Source organism: Streptomyces fuscigenes (genome assembly GCF_021556455.1).
GTDB classification, from domain to species: Bacteria; Actinomycetota; Actinomycetes; order Streptomycetales; family Streptomycetaceae; genus Streptomyces; species Streptomyces fuscigenes.
In genome coordinates, this window is the sequence record NZ_JAKGCV010000060.1 from 1 (window position 1) to 20086 (window position 20086).

At 70.9% G+C, this 20086-nt stretch carries 18 protein-coding genes and 1 riboswitch; of the genes, 5 read left to right on the top strand and 13 right to left on the bottom strand.

Going from position 1 to position 20086, the window contains the following annotated elements; translation table 11 throughout:
• Nucleotides 1-78: 78 nt before the first annotated feature.
• The 3 genes from L1885_RS08590 to L1885_RS08600 all read right to left on the bottom strand — a co-directional run bounded on the left by L1885_RS08590 (nucleotide 79) and on the right by L1885_RS08600 (nucleotide 4111).
• Nucleotides 79-1119, bottom strand: coding sequence for a C40 family peptidase (locus L1885_RS08590; protein ID WP_235796417.1), 1041 nt, complete (start codon nucleotides 1117-1119; stop codon nucleotides 79-81).
• Nucleotides 1120-1353: 234 nt separating this feature from the next.
• The gene (locus tag L1885_RS08595) at nucleotides 1354-2379 is read right to left on the bottom strand and encodes a C40 family peptidase (RefSeq protein WP_235796418.1); all 1026 of its coding nucleotides are present in this window, start codon (nucleotides 2377-2379) and stop codon (nucleotides 1354-1356) included.
• Nucleotides 2380-2737: 358 nt separating this feature from the next.
• A complete protein-coding gene (locus L1885_RS08600) occupies nucleotides 2738-4111 on the bottom strand; it encodes an NYN domain-containing protein (protein ID WP_235796419.1) in 1374 nt (457 codons plus the stop codon).
• 191 nt (nucleotides 4112-4302) lie between these two features.
• Between L1885_RS08600 and L1885_RS08605 the strand changes: the two genes are divergently transcribed.
• Together L1885_RS08605 and L1885_RS08610 are read left to right on the top strand one after the other, a co-directional pair.
• Nucleotides 4303-5031, top strand: coding sequence for a rhomboid family intramembrane serine protease (locus L1885_RS08605; RefSeq protein ID WP_372481893.1), 729 nt, complete (start codon nucleotides 4303-4305; stop codon nucleotides 5029-5031).
• Nucleotides 5028-5309, top strand: coding sequence for an Lrp/AsnC family transcriptional regulator (locus L1885_RS08610; protein WP_235796420.1), 282 nt, complete (start codon nucleotides 5028-5030; stop codon nucleotides 5307-5309). The genes L1885_RS08605 and L1885_RS08610 overlap by 4 nt, the downstream gene beginning before the upstream one ends.
• Before the next feature lie 114 nt (nucleotides 5310-5423).
• On the opposite strand, the gene L1885_RS08615 is transcribed toward L1885_RS08610, so the two are convergent.
• Nucleotides 5424-6743, bottom strand: a complete 1320-nt coding sequence (locus L1885_RS08615; RefSeq protein WP_235796421.1) for an aminotransferase class V-fold PLP-dependent enzyme — start codon at nucleotides 6741-6743, stop codon at nucleotides 5424-5426.
• Nucleotides 6744-6859: 116 nt separating this feature from the next.
• Nucleotides 6860-6977: riboswitch (SAM riboswitch) on the bottom strand.
• A 357-nt stretch (nucleotides 6978-7334) separates the two neighbouring features.
• Here L1885_RS08615 and L1885_RS08620 point away from each other — a divergent pair.
• Complete coding sequence (locus tag L1885_RS08620; protein WP_235796422.1) at nucleotides 7335-7760, top strand: spore-associated protein A; 426 nt, start codon at nucleotides 7335-7337, stop codon at nucleotides 7758-7760.
• A gap of 157 nt (nucleotides 7761-7917) precedes the next feature.
• Here L1885_RS08620 and trpD read toward each other — a convergent pair whose 3' ends face one another.
• From trpD to ctaE, 5 genes are all read right to left on the bottom strand, one after another.
• Nucleotides 7918-8988 (bottom strand): anthranilate phosphoribosyltransferase, encoded by a 1071-nt coding sequence (gene trpD, locus L1885_RS08625; protein WP_235796423.1) that lies wholly within the window; start codon nucleotides 8986-8988, stop codon nucleotides 7918-7920.
• Between the two features lie 237 nt (nucleotides 8989-9225).
• Complete coding sequence (gene qcrB / locus L1885_RS08630; protein WP_235796424.1) at nucleotides 9226-10848, bottom strand: cytochrome bc1 complex cytochrome b subunit; 1623 nt, start codon at nucleotides 10846-10848, stop codon at nucleotides 9226-9228.
• A complete protein-coding gene (qcrA, locus tag L1885_RS08635; RefSeq protein WP_235796425.1) occupies nucleotides 10845-11900 on the bottom strand; it encodes a cytochrome bc1 complex Rieske iron-sulfur subunit in 1056 nt (351 codons plus the stop codon). Before qcrA ends, qcrB begins: the two co-directional genes overlap by 4 nt.
• Nucleotides 11897-12706 carry a cytochrome bc1 complex diheme cytochrome c subunit gene (gene qcrC, locus L1885_RS08640; protein ID WP_235796426.1) on the bottom strand — a complete coding sequence of 270 codons (810 nt, stop codon included), beginning with the start codon at nucleotides 12704-12706 and terminating at the stop codon, nucleotides 11897-11899. Before qcrC ends, qcrA begins: the two co-directional genes overlap by 4 nt.
• A gap of 74 nt (nucleotides 12707-12780) precedes the next feature.
• Complete coding sequence (ctaE, locus tag L1885_RS08645; RefSeq protein ID WP_235796427.1) at nucleotides 12781-13401, bottom strand: aa3-type cytochrome oxidase subunit III; 621 nt, start codon at nucleotides 13399-13401, stop codon at nucleotides 12781-12783.
• Between the two features lie 209 nt (nucleotides 13402-13610).
• Between ctaE and L1885_RS08650 the strand changes: the two genes are divergently transcribed.
• Nucleotides 13611-14012: a DNA-binding transcriptional response regulator gene (locus L1885_RS08650; protein ID WP_235796428.1), complete on the top strand. Its 402-nt coding sequence runs from the start codon at nucleotides 13611-13613 to the stop codon at nucleotides 14010-14012.
• 150 nt (nucleotides 14013-14162) lie between these two features.
• Here the strand turns inward: L1885_RS08650 and L1885_RS08655 are convergent, their stop codons facing one another.
• The 4 genes from L1885_RS08655 to ctaC all read right to left on the bottom strand — a co-directional run bounded on the left by L1885_RS08655 (nucleotide 14163) and on the right by ctaC (nucleotide 18665).
• Nucleotides 14163-15452 carry a L,D-transpeptidase gene (locus tag L1885_RS08655; protein ID WP_235796429.1) on the bottom strand — a complete coding sequence of 430 codons (1290 nt, stop codon included), beginning with the start codon at nucleotides 15450-15452 and terminating at the stop codon, nucleotides 14163-14165.
• A gap of 107 nt (nucleotides 15453-15559) precedes the next feature.
• A complete protein-coding gene (locus L1885_RS08660) occupies nucleotides 15560-15958 on the bottom strand; it encodes a cytochrome c oxidase subunit 4 (RefSeq protein WP_235796430.1) in 399 nt (132 codons plus the stop codon).
• The gene (gene ctaD / locus L1885_RS08665; protein ID WP_372481894.1) at nucleotides 15955-17703 is read right to left on the bottom strand and encodes an aa3-type cytochrome oxidase subunit I; all 1749 of its coding nucleotides are present in this window, start codon (nucleotides 17701-17703) and stop codon (nucleotides 15955-15957) included. The genes L1885_RS08660 and ctaD overlap by 4 nt, the downstream gene beginning before the upstream one ends.
• Nucleotides 17700-18665: an aa3-type cytochrome oxidase subunit II gene (gene ctaC / locus L1885_RS08670; RefSeq protein ID WP_235796431.1), complete on the bottom strand. Its 966-nt coding sequence runs from the start codon at nucleotides 18663-18665 to the stop codon at nucleotides 17700-17702. The genes ctaD and ctaC overlap by 4 nt, the downstream gene beginning before the upstream one ends.
• Before the next feature lie 242 nt (nucleotides 18666-18907).
• Here ctaC and L1885_RS08675 point away from each other — a divergent pair.
• A partial coding sequence (locus L1885_RS08675; protein ID WP_235796432.1) for a cysteine desulfurase family protein occupies nucleotides 18908-20086 on the top strand: 1179 nt, incomplete at its 3' end.

Here is a 20086-nt window from a genome sequence, read left to right on the forward strand (position 1 = left end):
GAGCGCGGCGGCCGCCCCCGCCCGCGCGCCGCGTCCCGCGGTTGCCCATCGCGGGCGCCGGGCGCACCGCGGTGGGACTCAGACCCGCGTCACCGACGAGATCGGGAGCATGCCGACGGGGTCGTAGCGCACCCGTGCGCCCGGGTAGGGCGCGTGGATGACCTGCCCGTGCCCGACGTACATGGCGATGTGGCTGGCGTCGGCCCGGTAGGCGACGAGGTCGCCGGGGCGTGCCTCGGAGAGCGGGATCCGCCGGCCCGCGTAGCGCTGCGCCTGGGAGGTGCGGGGCAGGCCGACCCCGGCGCGGGCGTAGGCCCACTGCATGAGGCCGGAGCAGTCGAAGCCGCCGGGGCCGTTCGCGCCCCAGATGTACGGGCGGCCCAGCGCGCTTTGTGCGGCGGCGACGGCCGCCGCGGCGCGGGCGGACGCGGGACCCGCCGGGCCGTCCGGGATCCCCAGGAGGTCGCGCCCGGCGCCGCGGGAGGCGCGCCCGAAGGGGTCGCGGTCGCCGGCGGGCAGGTCGCCCAGCAGGGCGCGGGCCCGGGCCAGTCTGGCCTGGACGGTGCGTTTGTGCCGGGCGACGGCGGCACGGCCGGCGCGCAGGTCGGCGAGGTCGTGCGCGGCGACGGAGCGGTGCTGCCGCAACTCCCGCTCGGCCTCCTGGAGGCGGTGCAGGGCGCCGGTCTCCTGGGCGCCGACCTGGTCGAGCAGCGACGCCCGTTCGAGGTAGGTGTCCGGGTCGGACGTCAGCAGCAGCGCGAGCGAGGGGTCGATGCCGCCGGAGCGGTACTGCGCGCCGACGACCGAACTCAGGACGCCCCGCATGGTGTTGACGCGCTGCTGGCCGCGGGCCGTGTCGTCCTGCGCGCGCCGCACCTGTGCGGCGAGGTCGGTGACGCGGTCGCTCGCCGCGTTGTACTGGTCGGTGGCCCGCTCGGCCTGCGCGAGGAGCGAGTCGACGGCCGCCCGCCCTGCCTCGGGCGTGTCCCGCGGCTGGGCGTCGGCCTGCGGGGAGCCGAGGGCGGCTGCCGCCGCCGCGGCGGCCGACAGGGCGGTCACGGAGCCGATACGGGCTCCCCTGCCGGGACCTGACACCGGTGGACGGCGATGGGACACCACAGGAGCCGCACTCCCTTCCGCTGTTCGCACGCGGTGCGCGCTCGCGGCCCGTGCCGCGCGGAAGCAGACAGTAGCGGCCCGGTCACACCGCGGCCAACGACCGCCTCGCCGCAAGCGCGAACGCCCCGCCGGAGACCCGGAGGTCATCGGCGGGGCGCTGCGTCAGCGTGGTGACCCTGCGTTTCGCCCGTTCGGGCGGTGTGGGGTGACGGCCGGGTGGTACGGGGGACCGCGTCAGCCGACGCGGACGCCGTAGTCGAAGGTCATGTCGGAGACGGCCTCGTACTTGACGACCGTGCCGGTGTGCGGCGCGTGCAGGACCTGCCCGTTGCCCGCCCACATGCCGACGTGGCTGCCGCCGTCCATGATGACGAGGTCGCCGATCTGGAGCTGGCTCATGGAGAGGTGCGGGCCGACCGTCCCCTGCGCCTGCGAGGTGCGCGGCAGCGAGACGCCGGCCTGTGCGTACGACCACATCATCAGGCCGGAGCAGTCGAAGGTGTTGGGACCGGTGGAGCCGTAGACGTACAGGTCGCCGAGTCTGGTCTGAGCGGCGGCGAACGCGACGGCGGCGCGCTGCGAGGCGGGCACCCCCTTGCCGAGGGCCACGCGCTCGCTGGAGCGGTTGGCGCGCTCCTGGTCCTCCTGCTGCATCTGCGCCCGCTGCTGCGCGGTCAGCGAGTTGAGCAGCTTGTTCGCGTCGGCGAGCTTGCTCTGGACCTGCTTCTTCTTCTCGCCGAGCTCCTTGCGGGTGTCCGCGAGGTCCTTCATCTTGCCCTGGGCCTCCAGCCGCTCCTGCGCGAGTTCGCGCTGCTTGGACTGGATGGCGCGGAGCTGGTCCGCCTGCTGGGAGCTCACCTGGTCCATGGTGGACGCCTTGTCCAGGTAGGTGTCCGGGTCGGCGGAGAGGAACAGCTGCACGGACGGGTCTATGCCCCCGGTGCGGTACTGGGCCGTCGCCATCGAACCGAGCGCGTCGCGCATCGCGTTGAGGTCGGCCTGGCCGCGCGCCACCTTGTCCTGGAGGTTGCCGACGTCCTTCTGGAGCTTCGACTCCTGGTCCTTGGCACCGTCGTACTTGTCCGTCGCCTTGTCGACCTGCTTGTACAGGTCGTCGACCTTCGCCTTGACGTCCTTGACGGTCGGCTTCGGGTCCGCGTGCGCGGCCTGCGAGGTGAGGGCGACGGCTGCGGCTGCCATGGCGGTGAGCACCGACACACGGGCGCGATTCGGCTGCTTGGGACGACGGTGGGACGCCACGAAGGCGAGCTCCTTCTTCCTCACCCGCCTACCGGCACCACGGCACCCGGCCCTGAACGGCGAGTGACCACGGCTCCGGCTCCGCTCGTTCCGCTCCCCCGTGATGAGCTGAACTGTGCGAATTCGGCGGTACCTTCACTGTTCACCCCGGGTGGGCGATCAACCGTGCGAAGGTTCGACCCGACCTTAGTGACCTTCTTGTGATCAGTTCAAATCCCAGCGACAAAAATCTTCGTCAGGAGGGCATAAAATCCGGACTTTGCACTGACAGTAATGAACAGTTGACGTTCAGCTGCGTTCGGTAATCTTTCAATACCCTTCAACACCCTTCAATTCGGGCATTGTACGCAGGAGTTGCTCAGGAGCGCGAAAGCCGCTTCAGCAACAGAGCGGACGCGACCGGACGCGCGCCCGCCGCGGCGACCCCGTCGGCCACCTCCCGGTCCGTGGAGACGACCACCACCGGCCGCCCGTCCGGCTCCGCGCGCACCAGCTGGCGGATCAACTCGTCCGCCGTCACGCCCGGTTTCGAGAACAGCACCCGTACGCCCCGCGGCGGCGCGAGCAGGACCGGGGCGGCCAGTTCGGCACCGTCGAACACGCACGTCACCTCGGCACCGCTCTGGGCTGCGAGCAGCGAGAGGCCGCCGAGCAGCCGCAGCCGCTGCTTCTCCAGCGGCATCGTCGGATAGCCGGTCTTCGTCACGTTGTAGCCGTCCACCAGCAGGTGTGTCTGCGGCAGCGCGAGCAACTGGTCGAGCAGCGCGGGGTCGGTCGAGGACAGGGCGCGCGCCGCGACGTCCTTCGGCGACATGCGGCCCGGCTCCACCGCCTCGACCGTGTCGGCGGGGCGCCCGGACGCCGGCGGCAGTGCCAGCTCGCGCCGCAGCCCCTGCGCCGACTCCAGCAGGGTGTCGAGCAGCAGCCGCAGCCGCATGTCCTCCACCGAGCGTCCCTCGCGGGCGGCGCGCCGGCCCGCCTCCACGGCGGACTCCGCCTCCGACAGCCGGGCCTTGACCCGGCGCGTCTCGCTCTCCGCCGACGACACCTGCGCCGCGGCCTCTGCACGGGCGGCCTCCGTCTCGGCGGCCGCCTTGCGCAGAGCCGCCTCGCCGCGCTTGACGTCGCTGAGCGCGCTGCGCAGCTTGCGGTGCAGCGCCTCGCCCTCCCTGCGGGCCGCCGTCAGCTCCTCGCGCAGCCGCTCGGTCTCCGTGCGCGTCAGCGTCTTCGCGGCGGCCAGTTCCCCGCGCAGCCGCTCCAGCTCGCGCCGGGCCTCCTCGTCGCCCCGTTCCGCCTGGGCGCGCTCGGCCTCCTCGCCGGCCGCCGTCACGAGCTTCACCCAGCCGGGCGGCCGCAGCACGTACGCCGCCGCCGCCACGTCCACGGGGTCCGCGGCGCCCGGCGCCGAGCCGTTGTTCACGGCCGCCGCCAGCTCGGGCTGGGACTCGGCGAACCGTTCGCCGACCCGCCGGCGGAAGAGCGGGTCGGTCTCCAGCGCGGCCGCCATGGCCGTGCCCCCGAACTTGGCGCGCCGCACCGGCGTGAAACGGGCGTACTGGCGCAGCTGGCTCGGCAGCTCGGCGACGGTCAGCCCGCCGAAGGCGTCGGAGACCAGCGCGACGACCTTGCGCCGCACCCCTTCGGGCAGCGGGCGGTCGAACGTCTCCGACGGCTCGGCTCCGGCCTCGGCGGCCCCGCCGGTCCCGTCAGCCCCGCCCGCGGGCTGCTCCACGATCCGTCACCCCATCACGTCGCTCGCGCCGTGCCCCGTGCGTGCGGCCTCCTGGGGACCGCCTCCCGGGCGTCCGTGCCGCCGTGGCGACGCGTTCGGTCCCGCAACCCTACGGCCTCGGCCCCCTCCGGAAGTCGTCCATCCGGCGAGGCGGGCCGATCCGGTCCGTCCCGGTGCGTCATGCTCTGTCCGTGATCACAACCGCGATCGGACGGCGCACGGCGGGCAGCCCGGTGGTGACCTACGGCCTGATCGGCCTGTGCTGTGCGGTCTTCCTGCTCAGTCCAGTGTCGGGCTTCGATCGCGCCTACGGGAAGGGCGAGGCGCTGCTGAGCGCGCAGAGCGCGTACCTCCGGCACTGGGGGATCGTGCCGGACCAGTTGGTGGCGGGTGCCCCACACGCCCTGATCACCCCCCTCACGGCCCTGTTCGTGCACGGGAACTGGCTGCACCTGCTCGGCAACATGCTGTTCCTGCACGTGTTCGGCGCGATGGTCGAGGAGCGGATGGGGCGGGTCCACTTCGCGGCCTTCTACCTGGTGCTCGGCGCGCTGGCCATGTCCGCGTACGCCGTGGCCAACGCGAACAGCGACGAGACGCTGGTCGGCGCGTCGGGGGCGATCTCCGGGGTGCTCGGCGCCTTCCTCTTCCTGTTCCCGAAGGCGCGGGTCACGAGCCTGTTCCCGTTCCTCTTCTTCCTGCCGCTGCGCTTCCCCGCCTGGATCGTGCTGCTGTTCTGGTTCGCGCTCCAATACCTGGCGCAGCAGCAGGCGGGGGGCGGCGGCGCCGGACCGGAGGTCGCCTATCTGGCGCACCTCGTCGGCTTCACGGGCGGCTTCCTCTACGCGGGGCTGCGCTACTGGCGGGCCGGTAGAGTGAGGACGCCAGCCGTGGCCACCGAGGGAGAACGACAGCCGTGATCACCGCGATCGTGCTCATCAAGACCAGCGTCGACCGGATCCCCGAGATCGCCGAGTCGATCGCGGCGCTGGAGAGCGTCACGGAGGTGTTCTCGGTGACGGGCACGTACGACCTGATCGCGATGGTGCGGGTGGCCCGGCACGACGACCTGGCGGACGTGATCCCCGGCAGCATCAGCAAGATCCGGGGCGTCGAGGCGACGGACACGCACGTCGCGTTCCGCGCCTATTCGCAGCACGACCTGGAAGCGGCCTTCTCCATCGGCCTCGACGCCTGAGCCGGCCCGTCGGGCCCACGCCCCGCGGCCCCGCCCCGGGCGGCCTGACCTCCGCGCGGCCCGGCCGCGCGGCGCCCGGACCTGCCGGGGCCCGGGCATCCGCGCACGCCGCCGTCAGGCGGTCAGCTCCCGCACCGCCGTGACGAAGCGGTCCACGTGCTCCTCGGGCGTCCCGGCGCCGAAGCTGACACGCACCGCGTTCAGCGGCCCGTCCCCGCACGCGTCGCCGTCCTCGGCCCCCGTCAGCAGGCGCACGAGCGGGTGCGCGCAGAACAGCCCGTCGCGCACGCCGATGCCGTAGCGGTCCGACAGGGCGGCCGCGAAGGCGGCGCTGTCGTAACCGTCCACGACGAAGGACAGCACGCCGACACGGTGCGCGCCCTCGCCGAAGAGGCCGAGGACCCGCACGCGCGGCAGCTCGGCGAGCGCCGACGTCAGCCGGCCGAGCAGCGCCTGCTCGCGGGCGGCGAGGTGCTCGAAGCCGGCCTCCGTCAGCGCCCGGCAGGCCGACGCGATGGCATAGGCCCCGATCACGTTGGGCGAACCCGCCTCGTGGCGCGAGTCGTCGACGTTCCAGTCGATGCCGACGCCCCCGTCGGCCGTGCGCACGACGCTGCGGGTGGCCCCGCCGCCGGCCAGGTAGGGGTCGGCGGCGCGCAGCCAGTCGGCGCGGCCCGCGAGGACCCCGGCGCCGAACGGGGCGTAGAGCTTGTGTCCGGAGAAGGCGACCCAGTCCACGTCGAGCGCCGCCACGTCGACCGGCAGGTGGGGCACCAGCTGGGCGGCGTCCAGGACGATCCGGGCCCCGTGGCGGTGCGCGGCCGCGGCCAGTTCCGGCACCGGCCACAGCTCGCCGGTCACGTTGGACGCGCCCGTCACGCACACGAGGGCGGGCCGCGCGGTGTCGCGCCCGGCCAGCGCCGCCTCCAGGGTGGCCACCGCGGCGACCGGGCTGCGGGGCGCGTCGAGGACGCTCACCCGCGCCGTGCGCTGCCACGGCAGCAGGGCCGCGTGGTGCTCGGTCTCGAAGACGAAGACCTCGCAGCCCTCCGGCAGCGCGCCGGCCAGCAGGTTGAGCGAGTCGGTGGTCGAGCGGGTGAAGACGACCTGGTCGTCCGGGCGGCAGCCGAGGAACTCGGCGACCGTGCGGCGGCTGGCCTCGAAGAGGTCCGTGGACAGGCGGGAGAGGTAACCGGCGCCGCGGTGCACGCTGCCGTAGTACGGCGCGTACGCGGCCACGTCGTCCCACACCCGCCGCAGAGCGGGGGCGCTGGCCGCGTAGTCGAGGGCGGCGTAGGGCACTTCGGTGCCGTCGGCGAGCGGCACGTCGACGTCCGTGCCGAGCACCGGCAGCGGCGCCGGCAGGGCCGGGGCGGACGTCGCGGCGGGGCCGGGGGCGGTGGGGGCGGCAGGGGCATCCAGGTATGCGGACATGGCGAAGCCTTCGTGGTCGTGCGGGTGAGTGGACACGGAGGGGCGCGGGGCGCCTATCGCATTCGCGTGTTCACGGACAGCTCCCTCTGAGGACCTGGACCCCAGTGGAAACGCAGGGCCCGCGCTTGCCGCGGACCTCGCTGCCCACGGCCTGGTCTTCACCCGGGGCACCCCGCCACGGACGGAGGGTTGCCGGACAGCGGGCCGGGGCCGTAGTCGCTGTCACTCATGACCTTGGGGGCGAGTATGCCACACGCGTACGAGCCGCTCCGGGGGCCGGGGCCGCGCTCCCGGTCCGGGCGGGGACGACGCAGCGCGTGCGAGTACGGAAGGAATGGGTCCGGTCCGTGCGGCCCGCGGGATTTCCGCGGGTCCCGCGGCGAAATACCCCTGCCGGTGCGCGCAATACCCCTCGGGAGACCGGCGGAACAAAGCAGCCCGATCAGCGCCCCAAACACCTCGCGGAGGTGTCCTGCATCACGGAGGATTCTTTTCCCCTATGCACTTTTGGTTCACTTCATCCTCTTGTCCCGCCCAAATCCGAACGCCAGTATCGACGGGCGCTTCACCACCCATTCTGAAGGGGAGAGAATGACGTCAGTGAAGAAGAGAATTGCCGCGGTGCTCGCCGCCGGCGCGTCCGTCGCGGGCCTGGCGGTGGTCGCGGCACCCGCCGCGAGTGCCGCCCCCACCGCGGCCGCCGCCTCCTACAATGGCGCGTGCGGCAGCGGCTACACCGTGGTGAACTCCGCCGCGGTCGGCACGTCGGGGACGATTTTCCTCACGTACAGTTCCGCGACCGGCGACAACTGCGTGGTGACGGTCCGGAACGCACCGGGCGCCACCATCAACATGTACGCGGGGATCGCCATTCACAATGGCCTGATCAAGTACGACAACGGCCAGTACACGACGTACGCCGGGCCCGTGTACCTCAGCGCGGCGGGAAAGTGCGTCGACTGGATCGGAGTAATCGGCTCCGATTCCGGCGGGAAGAACGGCACGAACTGCGGATGACGATCCGCTCGTAGTCCGCCGCCCGTCCGGGAGGCGGCCGCCGCCCTCCGGCGGCCATCGCACCCGGACCCGCGGGCGGGCCCGCGCACGGACCGCCCCCGCCCGGTCGGCGGGGGCTCTCCGTGCGCGTACGGCGCGACCCGGCGCGCCGCGCGCCTCAGCGCTCGGCGTTGCTCGCCTCGACCCAGCCCGCCAGGACACGGGCCGCGGCGCCGGAGTCGACGGACTCCGCCGCCCGCGCGAGGCCCGCCGTCAACTGCACCGGCAGCGCGTCGTCCGTCTGGTCCAGGGCCACCAGCGCGGCGGCCGCGTTCAGCAGGACGGCCTCGCGGACCGGGCCCGGTTCGCCCGCCAGGAGGCGTCTGGCGACCTCCGCGTTGTACGAGGCGTCCTGCCCGCGCAGGGCCGAGACGGGGACCAGGTCCAGTCCCACCGAGCGCGGGTCGAAGGACTCCCGCTCGACGCGGCCGTCGCGGACGCGCCACACCGTGGACGTCGCCGTCGTCGTCAGCTCGTCGAGGCCGTCGTCGCCCCGGAAGACCAGGGCCGAGTTGCCCCGGTCGGCCAGCACGCCCGCGACGATGGGCGCCATGCGGGCGTCCGCGACACCCACCGCCTGGGCGCGCACCCGGGCCGGGTTGGTGAGCGGGCCGAGGATGTTGAACGTCGTCTGGGCGCCGAGTTCGCGCCGTGCGGTCGCCGCGTGCCGCAGCGCCGGGTGGAAGCGGATCGCGAAGCAGAAGGTGATGCCCGCCTCCTCGGCGACCTCCACCACCCGCTCGGGAGTCAGCTCCAGATTGACGCCGAGCTTGCCCAGCACGTCCGAGGCGCCGCTCGCCGACGAGGAGGCGCGGCTGCCGTGCTTGACGACCTTCGCGCCCGTGCCCGCCACGACGATCGCGGCCATGGTCGAGATGTTGACGGTCTTCGCCAGGTCGCCGCCGGTCCCGACGATGTCGACCGTGCGGCCGGGCACCTCGATGGTCCGGGCGTGCCGGTACATCGCCTCGACGAGGCCGGAGACCTCCTCGACCGTCTCGCCCTTGGCCCGCAGCGCCACCGCGAACCCGGCGATCTGCACGTCCGTGGCCTCGCCGCTCATGATGCGGTCCATCGCCCACGCGGTCTGAGCGGTGCTCAGGTCCTCGCCGCGCAGCAGTGCGTTGAGGATGCCCGGCCAGGTGGGGACCGCCACGGTGTCGCCTCCGACGGGGGTCACAGCGCTCATGGTCGCTCCTGGGGTGGGTGTCCTCGACCGGCGGAACCCGCCGGCTCGTCTCGTTCGGCAGGGCGCCCCGCCGCCTTCCGGGCACCGGGCCGCCGCCGGTCCGTAGCCTATCGGCGCGCGGGCCCCGGCCGGTCGCGGGTGGCGCCCGCGGCACGCGGCCGGGCCCCGGCCGGTCCCCCGTGAGGGACCGGGCCGGGGCCCGGTGCGTGGCGATGGCGTCCCGTCGCGGGACGGGGATCAGTGGTGGCCGTGGCCGCTGGTGATCTCCTCGTACTCCTCGGCGGTCGGCTTGGGGATCTGGTTCCCCTCGCCGTAGTAGCCCTTGCTGAGCTTCGCCCGCAGCTTCTCGCCGCGGCCGAGCCTGCGCTCCACGCCGTTCTCGTCCGTCGTCTCACCGACGGCGAGCGGCGCGTACTGCTCGTGCGCCGTGAGCCGGTGCAGGTCGCCCTGTTCGAGCGGGGTGTGGACCTCGACGAACTCGCCGTGCGGCAGCCGCTTGATGAGCCCGGACTCGCGCCCGTGCAGCACCTTCTCGGCGTCGCGCCGCTGCAGGCCCATGCAGACCCGCTTGGTGGCGAGGAAGACGAGGACCGGGACGACGAAGAACGAGACGCGCACGAACCAGGTGATCGAGTTGATCGACAGGTGGAAGTGCGTGGCGAAGATGTCGTTGCCGCCGCCGACGAGCAGGACGAAGTACCAGGAGATCCAGGCGGCGCCGAACGCGGTACGGGTCGGCGCGTTGCGCGGCCGGTCCGCGATGTGGTGCTCGCGCCGGTCCCCGGTGACCCAGGCCTCCAGGAACGGGTAGATCGCGATGACGGCCAGCACCAGCGGGAAGACGACCAGCGGGATGAACACGCCCAGGACGAGCGTGTGCCCCGCGAAGTTGATCTCCCAGCCGGGCATCACGCGGATCAGGCCCTCGGAGAAGCCCATGTACCAGTCGGGCTGGGCGCCGGTCGACACCTGGTCGGGCCGGTAGGGCCCGATCGCCCAGATCGGGTTGATCGTCGCGATCGCGGCGACCATCGCGATGAGGCCGAAGACCAGGAAGAAGAAGCCGCCCGCCTTGGCGATGTAGATCGGCAGCAGCGGCATGCCGACGACGTTCTTCTCCGTGCGGCCGGGGCCCGCGAACTGCGTGTGCTTGTGGTAGAAGACCAGGATCAGGTGGGCCGCCACCAGGCCCAGCATGATGCCGGGCAGCAGGAGGATGTGGATCGAGTAGAACCGGGAGACGAAGTCGCCGCCGGGGAACTCGCCGCCGTAGAGGAACATCGACAGGTACGTGCCGACGATCGGCACGGACAGGATCGCGCCCTCCATGAAGCGGACACCGGTGCCGGAGAGCAGGTCGTCCGGGAGCGAGTAGCCGGTGAAGCCGGTGAACATGCCCAGGACGAACAGCAGGAAGCCGAACAGCCAGTTGACCTCACGCGGCTTGCGGAACGCGCCGGTGAAGAACACGCGCATCATGTGCACGAACATCGCCGCGAGGAAGATCAGCGCGGCCCAGTGGTGGATCTGCCGCACGAGCAGGCCACCGCGGACGTCGAAGCTGATGTTCACCGTGGAGTTGAACGCCTCGGACATCCGGATGCCCTGGAGCGGGACGTAACTGCCGTGGTACACCACCTCGTTCATCGAGGGGTGGAAGAACAGCGTCAGGTACACACCCGTGAGGATGATGATGATGAAGCTGTAGAGCGAGACCTCGCCCAGCATGAAGGACCAGTGGTCCGGGAAGATCTTGCGCATGTTGGCCTTGGCCAGGGAGTAGATCCCCAGCCGGCCGTCAGCCCAGTCCGCGATGCGCTCGCCGGCGGCTGCTCGGGGGTTTTCTTCCGCAGTACTCATCCGCGCTCCCAGAAGGCAGGACCGACGGGCTCGTCGAAGTCGCCGAGCGCCTCGAGGTTGCCCTGGCCGTTGACGCCGATCCGCAGCTGCGGGAGAGCGTGGCCGGCCGGGCCGAAGATGACCTTGGCACCGTCGGAGAGGTCGAAGGTGGACTGGTGGCACGGGCACAGAACGTGGTGCGTCTGCTGCTCGTAGAGGCTGATGGGGCAGCCGACGTGGGTGCAGATCTTGGAGAAGGCGACGATGCCCTGGTGCGACCAGTCCAGCTCGCGCTTGTTCTTGATCTCGTCCGGCTGGATGCGGACGATCATCAGCGCGGCCTTCGCGATCTGCTCCTGGAAGTCCGCGTTCTCCTCCTTCAGGCCTTCCGGCATGGCGAAGGTCAGCGAGCCGACGGCGACGTCCTCGGGACGCAGCGGCTGGTTCGTGTTCATGTTGATGAGCTGCTTGCCCTTGGCCCACATGGTGGAGCGGAGCTTCTTCTCGGGCAGCGGGCCCAGGTCGCGCAGCAGCATGACACCGGAGAGCGGCACGAGCGCCATGGCGCCGAACATCGTGTTCCGGATCAGCTTGCGGCGGCCGAAGCCGGACTCGGCGGCACCGTCGGCGAAGTCCTGCATGACCTTCGCCCGCACCTCCGGCGGCGCCTCGATGGCGTGCCGGTCGTCCGGGACCTCGCGGTCGGACATCAGCGTCCTGGCCCAGTGCACGGCGCCCGCGCCGATGCAGAAGAGCGCGAGGCCCAGAGTGATGCCGAGGGCGAAGTTGAGGATGCTGACGTGCCCGAAGGGGAACACGTACACGATCTTGTCGATCGGGAACGCCACGTACGAGGCGATGAACGCCACCGTGGCCAGCATCGACAGGACGAACAGGAAGGCGACGGTGCGCTCGGACCGCCTGGCCGCGCGCTCGTCGATGTCCTGGATGCGCGGGAGGTGCGGGGGCAGTCCCGGGTCCGCGAACGGATCGTCCTTGCGCGCCACGGCACCGCCGTGCGCGCCCTGCTCACTCGGCAGGTGCTCTTCTGGGGAGTTGTCTTGGCTGCTCATGACTTCTTGGCCTTAGCGGTGTGGGCCGCGATCCAGACGGCGACGGCGATGAGGGCACCCAGACCGAAGATCCAGGCGAACAGGCCCTCACTGACGGGGCCGAGACCACCGAGCGACAGACCGCCGGGCGACTCGGACTGCGAGGCGTTGACCGTCTTGATGTAGGCGATGATCTGCTTCTTCTGCGCAGACGGCATCGTCGTGTCCGGGAAGGACGGCATGTTCTGCGGGCCGGTCTGCATGGCCTCGTAGATGTGCTTCGCCGAGACGCCTTCGAGGTCGGGGGCGAACTTGCCGTTGGTCAGCGCGCCGCCCTCACCGCTGAAGTTGTGGCACTGGGTGCAGTTCGTCCGGAACAGTTCGCCGCCCTTGGCGACGTCCGAACCGGCCGGGTCGTACTCCTGCGAGGAGGGGATGCCGGGGCCGGCGCCGAGCGAGGCGACGTAGGCGGCCAGCTGCGAGATCTCCTTGTTGGAGTAGGTGTTCGCCTTCTTCTCGATCTGCGGGCCGGGCTGCTTCGCGGGCATGCGGCCGGTGCTGACCTGGAAGTCGACGGCGGCGGAGCCCACGCCGACCAGGCTCGGCCCGTCGGAGCTGCCCTGACCACCGGTTCCGTGGCAACTGGCACAGCCGACGTCGTAGAGCTTCTTGCCCTCGTCGATGTTGAGGGACTGCGCGGCGGTGTCAGCTTGCGCCTTGTCCGCGGGCGCGAACGCGGCATACAGCCCCCCTGTGGCCGCCAGCGCGAGGAGTAGGACGACGACCGCCGCCAGCGGGTGGCGTCGTCGTGCGGAGAGCTTTTTCACGGATTACCCCGGTGTCAGGATCTTCTGCGTCGGTGCTTCTGGAGTGTGTGCGAGCGCGTCGGGCGCGAGCCCCGCTACTTGATCAGGTAGATCGTGGCGAAAAGGCCGATCCAGACGACATCGACGAAGTGCCAGTAGTAGGACACGACGATGGCGGCCGTAGCCTGCTCGTGAGTGAATCTCTTGGCCACGTACGTCCGGCCGAGCACGAACAGGAAGGCGATGAGGCCGCCCGTCACGTGCATGCCGTGGAAGCCGGTGGTCAGGTAGAACACCGAACCGTACGGGTCGGAGGAGAGCGAGATGCCGTCCTCCCTGACCAGGTTCGTGTATTCGAAGATCTGGCCGCCGATGAAGATCGCACCCATGACGAACGTGAGCACGAACCAGGCGCGGAGCTTCTTCACGTCACCGCGCTCGGCGGCGAACACGCCGAGCTGGCAGGTGAGGGAGGAGAGCACCAGGATCGTGGTGTTGCCCGCCGAGAACGGCACGTTCAGGTGCGAGGCCATGGCCTTCCAGTGCGCCTCGCCGGTCACCGAACGCAGGGTGAAGTACATCGCGAAGAGGGCCGCGAAGAACATCAGCTCGGAACTCAACCAGATGATCGTTCCGACGCTGGTGAGGTTCGGCCGATTGACCGTCGGGTGCGCGGGCCCGGTTTCTACTGTCGTTGCTGTCGCCACGACCGACATTATGTCGGTCGCTTATCCCGCCCTCACTCCCGGGGTGCCGTTCGGTGTGTCTGTGCCCTGTGTCCAGCCCGAACGGCTCACCCCACAGGGTCAATGGACGTGTACGGACCGGTGCTGACAGAGCGTGGGACGGAGTAGCATCCGGCCATCGGCGCCGTGGCGGATCTCCGCCGCGGGGCCTCGCAGACGCCTCAAGTCCTGGAGGAACAATGCGGTCGACCGCCACCGTGCTTGTCTACAGCGACGACGCGAACACCCGCGAGCAGGTACGGCTGGCCGCCGGACGCAGGCCCGCGGCCGACGTGCCCCAGGTCGAGTTCCTGGAGTGCGCGACGCTGCCCGCCGTGCTGGACGCCCTGGACCGGGGCGGCATCGACGTCTGCGTCCTGGACGGCGAGACGGTTCCGGCCGGGGGCATGGGCGTGTGCCGGCAGATCAAGGACGAGGTCTTCCGCTGCCCACCGGTGCTGCTGCTGATCGGGCGCCCGCAGGACGCCTGGCTCGCCACGTGGAGCCGCGCCGACGCGGCCGTCACTCTTCCGGTGGAACCCGTGGACCTCGCGAACGCGCTCGCCTCGCTCCTGCGCCAGAGGCTGGCCGTCGGGGCCTGAGCGGCCCTGCCCCGCCCGCCGCGCCGCGGGCGGGCGCTCCCCGCCCCCGGCGGAAGCGCACATGACGCGGCAGTGCCGCTCCGTGGGCCCTTGCGGGCCCGGGAGCGGCACTGTCGCGTCCGGGGTTCTGCGGGTGGCTCGTGGGCTCGATCAGACGGCCGGGCGCAGGCGGGAGGCCTGGACCACGTTCTGGGTGGAGGCGCCGTCGTTCTTGTCCGTGCCGGTGGTCGAGCCACCGCCTTGTATGGCGCTCCCCTTCTGCCATTCCTTCCAGTCCAGGTTCCAGTCGCCGATGCCGTTGTCGAACGGGGTCATCTCGTCGCCCTCGCTGTTGACGACCTTGACGACGTCGCCCGGACGGACGGTGTCGAAGAACCACTCGGCGTCGTCGGTCGACATGCCGGTGCAGCCGTGGCTGGTGTTCGCGGAGCCCTGCGAGCCGACGGACCAGGGCGCGGCGTGCACGTACTCGCCGCTCCACGTCACCCGGGTGGCCCAGTGGACCGGCAGGTCGTACGAGTCGGAGCTGCCCGCGGCGATGCCGACGGTGGCACTGCGCATCTGCACGAAGGCCTGCTTCTCCAGGACGACCTTGATGCCCTCGCGGGTCTCGAAGCCGGGCTTGCCCGTGGTGACGGGCAGGTCGTTGATCTCCTTGCCGTTGCGGTAGACCTTCATGCGGTGCGCGGAGGCGTCCGTGACGGCGATCACGCTGTCGCCGGTGGTGATGGACAGGGGCTTCGACGCGCCGCCGTAGAGCTTCCCGTCGACCTTGACGCCGGCGAGGTTGCTCGTGGCCTTCACGGTGGCGTGGGCCGGCCAGTACTCCTGCGGGCGGTAGTGCAGATGGGTGGAGTCGACCCAGTACCAGGAACCCTCCGTGGCGGGCACGGAGCTGACCTTCAGCGAGCGCTCCACGACGGCGCGGGCCGCCGGGGCCTTGACGGGCGTGCTGAGCTGGGCCGTGATGGGCTCACCCACGCCGTACTCGCCCGCGTGCGGGCCGAAGCTGACCTTGAGCTGCTTGGTGGACGGGGGGCGGGCGGTGTCGAAGGAGAGCTTGCGGCTCCCCGGCTTGCCGTCGTCGTTCTCGGTGGACACGTGCACGGTGTAGTGGGTGCCGGCGGTCAGGGGTGCGGTGGAGTGCCAGCGCAGGCCGTCGGCGGCGAGTTCGCCGGCGAGGTGGTGGCCCGCGGTGTCGACGGCGGTGACGTCCGTGATGCGTCCGTCGCCGTCCTTGGCGGTGATCTCCAGGGGCTTGTTGAGGGGGACGGGCTTCTTGTCCTTCGCCACGCCGAACGAGACCTGGTCGGCCGCGTTGTAGGGGTGGGAGGAGAGCTTGCCGCTGTCCGTGCTCCCGCACGCCGCCGCCCCCGCCCCGAGGGACGCGAGCAGCAGGGCGCAGCCGGCAACGGTGCGGTAGCGAGGCATGTCGTTCATGGCCTCACGCTATGAAGGTTCGTCAGCCCTGGCGCGGCAGGTGTGGCAAAAGAGGGACCCGGACCCTCCGTGTCGGAGTGTCCGGGTCCCTCGGGGTGTGCCGTGTGCTACTGGTTCCGGTTTTCGCCGTGGTAGTACTCGAAGACCCAGCCCCACAGGCCGAGCATGATCAGCGGCGCCGAGAAGTACAGCAGCCACCAGCCCATCGCGACGGCGAGGAAGGCGAGCGCGCCGCCGACGCCGAGCGAGACGGGGGCCCAGCTGTGCGGGGAGAAGAACCCGACCTCGCCGGCCTCGTCGGCGACGTCGGCGTCCTTGTTGTCCTGCGCCAGCGCGTCCATGCGGGCGGCCGTGAAGGACAGGTAGAAGCCGATCATCAGCGCCAGGCCGAAGGCCAGGAACAGCGCCACCGTGCCCGCGGTCTCCCGCGACCAGTAGCCGTAGACGATCGCGACGATCAGGACGAAGAGGCTCAGCCAGAGAAAGAGCCGTCCTTGGATCCTCACTTGCCGGCCTCCTTGCCGCTGCCGCTGCCGCTGCCGGCCAGGGCCTTGCCGTCCTCGACGTGCGCGAGCTGGTCGAGCGCGGCGATCTCCGGGTGGTGCAGGTCGAACGCGGGCGACTCGGACCTGATGCGCGGCAGCGTGAGGAAGTTGTGCCGCGGCGGCGGGCAGGACGTGGCCCACTCGAGCGAGCGGCCGTAACCCCACGGGTCGTCGACCTCGACCTTCTTGCCGTACTTGGCGGTCTTCCAGACGTTGTAGAGGAACGGCAGGATCGACAGGCCGAGCAGGAACGAGCTGATCGTGGAGATCGTGTTCAGCGTGGTGAAGCCGTCGCTGGCGAGGTAGTCCGCGTAGCGGCGGGGCATGCCCTCGGCGCCCAGCCAGTGCTGCACCAGGAACGTGCCGTGGAAGCCGACGAACAGCGTCCAGAACGTGATCTTGCCGAGGCGCTCGTCCAGCATCTTGCCGGTGAACTTGGGCCACCAGAAGTGGAATCCCGCGAACATCGCAAACACCACGGTGCCGAACACCACGTAGTGGAAGTGCGCCACCACGAAGTACGAGTCCGAGACGTGGAAGTCGAGCGGCGGGGACGCCAGGATGACGCCGGTCAGACCACCGAAGGCGAAGGTGATCAGGAAGCCGACGGTCCAGAGCATCGGGGTCTCGAAGGAGAGGGACCCCTTCCACATCGTGCCGATCCAGTTGAAGAACTTCACACCGGTCGGTACCGCGATGAGGAACGTCATGAACGAGAAGAACGGCAGGAGCACGCCGCCGGTCACGTACATGTGGTGGGCCCACACGGTCACGGACAGGCCGGCGATGGAGATCGTCGCGGCGACCAGGCCGATGTAGCCGAACATCGGCTTGCGGCTGAAGACCGGGATGACCTCGGAGATGATCCCGAAGAACGGGATCGCGATGATGTACACCTCTGGATGGCCGAAGAACCAGAAGAGGTGTTGCCACAGCAACGCCCCGCCGTTCGCCGCGTCGAAGACATGCGCTCCGAACTTGCGGTCGGCCTCCAGCGCGAACAGCGCGGCGGCCAGGACGGGGAATGCCAGCAGGACCAGCACACCGGTCAGCAGCACGTTCCAGGTGAAGATCGGCATGCGGAACATCGTCATGCCGGGCGCGCGCATGCAGATGATCGTGGTGATGAAGTTGACCGAGCCGAGGATCGTGCCGAAGCCGGAGAAGGCCAGACCCATGATCCACATGTCGCCGCCCACACCGGGCGAGTTGACCGCGTTGGACAGCGGCGAGTAGGCGAACCAGCCGAAGTCGGCCGCACCCTGGGGGGTGAGGAAGCCGCCGACGGCGATGATCGAGCCGAACAGGTACAGCCAGTAGGCGAACGCGTTGAGCCTCGGGAACGCCACGTCGGGCGCCCCGATCTGCAGCGGCATGATCCAGTTGGCGAACCCGGCGAACAGCGGCGTCGCGAACATCAGCAGCATGATCGTGCCGTGCATCGTGAACGCCTGGTTGAACTGCTCGTTCGACAGGATCTGCAGACCCGGACGGGCCAGCTCGGCGCGCATGAAGAGCGCGAGCACACCGCCGATGCAGAAGAACGCGAACGACGTGATCAGGTAGAGCGACCCGATCGTCTTGTGGTCTGTCGTGGTCACCCACTTCACGACCACGTTGCCGGGCTGCCGGCTGCGGACGGGCATCTCGTTCTGGTACGAGTCCTCGTCCTCGGCACCCTGTGATTGTTCGTTGAGGATGCTCACAGTGTCTTGTCCTCCGCGTTCCTGGCCGGGCCCGTCTGGGCGATGCCCGCCGGGACGTAGCCGTTCTGGCCCTTCTTCGCCAGGTCCTTCAGGTGCTGCTCGTAGCGCTCCGGAGAGACGATCTTGACGTTGAAGAGCATCCGCGAGTGGTCCACGCCGCAGAGCTCGGCGCACTTCCCGCGGAAGGTGCCTTCCTGGGTCGGCGTGACCTCGAAGGAGTTGGCGTGGCCCGGGATGTCGTCCATCTTCATGAGGAACGGCACGACCCAGAAGTCGTGGATGACGTCACGCGACGTCAGCACGAACCGCACCTTCTCGCCCTTGGGAAGCCAGAGCGTCGGACCGGGGTTGCCGGTCTGGGGGTTGCGCTCGCCCGGGACACCCGCGTCGTAGACGCCCTCTGCGCCCTTGGGGAAGGCCTTCGTGAACTTGTCCGGGATGGAGCTGAGCTCGCTCGGGATCTTCGAACCCGTCGAGTCGTTGCCGTCCACGTTCTCGACGTAGTTGAAGGCCCAGCTCCACTGGTAGCCCACCACGTTGATGGTGTGGGCCGGCTTCGGGGAGAGGTCGAGCAGCTTCGACTCATCGCGTGCGGTGAAGTAGAAGAACACCGAGACGATGATCAGCGGAACCACGGTGTACAACATCTCGATCGGGAGGTTGTACCGGGTCTGCGGAGGAACTTCGATCTTCGTGCGGCTGCGCCGGTGGAAGATGACGCTCCAGATGATCAGGCCCCAGACGAGGCAGCCGACCACCAACGCCGCGGCCCATGATCCCTGCCAGAGGGAGAGGACGCGAGGTCCCTGCTCCGTGACCGGAGACGGTAGACCAAGGCGTGGGAAATCCTTGTACGAGCAACCGGTGGCGGTCACCATGATCAGGCCCGCGGTCAGCACCACCTGCGGCAGCTTCCGCCGCATCGGGCGCCGCGACGAGCGGTCGGAGCCGTTGGGACTCACGTAGCGCCTTCCCGAGAGTCTCGCCCGCGCGGCCGGCTGCGGCCGTCTCGGTCGTCGCCGGCCCGGTCACGGGCAGGGGTTTGATGTTTATGCGGACCAAACCCTACTGGACGCTATTTGGCGTCGCGCGGGGAGGGTGCCCAACGCGCCGTCCGAATCCACGAAGGGATTCAAGCCCCCGCCGGGCCCCCGTTCTGACACTCCCTCCGGGCGCGGCGCGCGGCCCGGGTTAGCCTCGCGGCGTGTCCTACTTCGACTCGGCCTCCTCCGCGCCGCTGCACCCCGTGGCCCGCCAGGCTCTGCAGGCCTCGCTCGACGAGGGGTGGGCCGATCCGGCCCGCCTGTACCGGGAGGGCAGGCGCGCCGCGCTGCTCCTCGACTCGGCGAGGGAGGCCGCCGCGGAGGCCGTCGGATGCCGCGCGGACGAACTGGTTTTCACTCCTTCGGGGACGCAGGCGGTCCACGCCGGGGTCGCCGGGGCCCGTTTCGGGCGTCGGCGTGTCGGTTCGCGCGTGGTGGTCTCGGCGGTCGAGCACTCCTCGGTGCTGCACGCCGCCCGCGCGGCCGCCGGGCCGGACGGGCCGGTCACGGAGGTGCCGGTCGGGCGGCACGGCGCCGTGTCGCCCGAGGGCTTCGCGGGCGCCCTGGGGCCCGGCACGGCGCTGGCGTGCCTCCAGTCCGCCAACCACGAGGTGGGCACCGTGCAGCCGGTCGCCGAGGTGGCCGAGGCATGCCGGGAGCGGGGGGTGCCGCTGCTGGTCGACGCGGCCCAGTCGCTGGGCTGGGGCCCGGTCGGCGGCGCCTGGTCGCTGCTCGCGGCGAGCGCCCACAAGTGGGGCGGCCCGGCGGGGGTGGGGCTGCTCGTGGTGCGCAAGGGGGTGCGGTTCGCCCCGCAAGGCCCCTTCGACGAGCGGGAGTCGGGGCGGGTTCCGGGGTTCGTGAACCTGCCGGCCGTGGTGGCCGCCGCGGCGTCGCTGCGCGCGGTGCGCCAGGAGGCCGCGGAGGAGGCGCGGCGGCTGTCCGCCCTGGTGGACCTCATCCGGGCGCGGGTGCCGGAACTGGTCCCGGACGTGGAGGTGGTGGGCGATCCGGTCGCCCGGCTGCCGCACCTCGTCACCTTCTCCTGTCTCTATGTCGACGGGGAGGCGCTGCTGCACGAGCTGGACCGCGACGGCTTCTCCGTCTCGTCGGGCTCGTCGTGCACGAGCGACACCCTGACGCCGAGCCACGTGCTGCGCGCCATGGGCGTGCTCTCGGAGGGCAACGTCCGGGTGTCGCTGCCGCGCGGCACCGACCTGGCCGAGGTGGAGCGGTTCCTCGACGTGCTGCCCCGCGCCGTGGCAACCGTACGGGCCCAGCTGGACGCGCCGGCCGCGGGGGCGGCGGGCGGCGCGGGAGCGGGCGGCGCGGGAGCGGCCTCG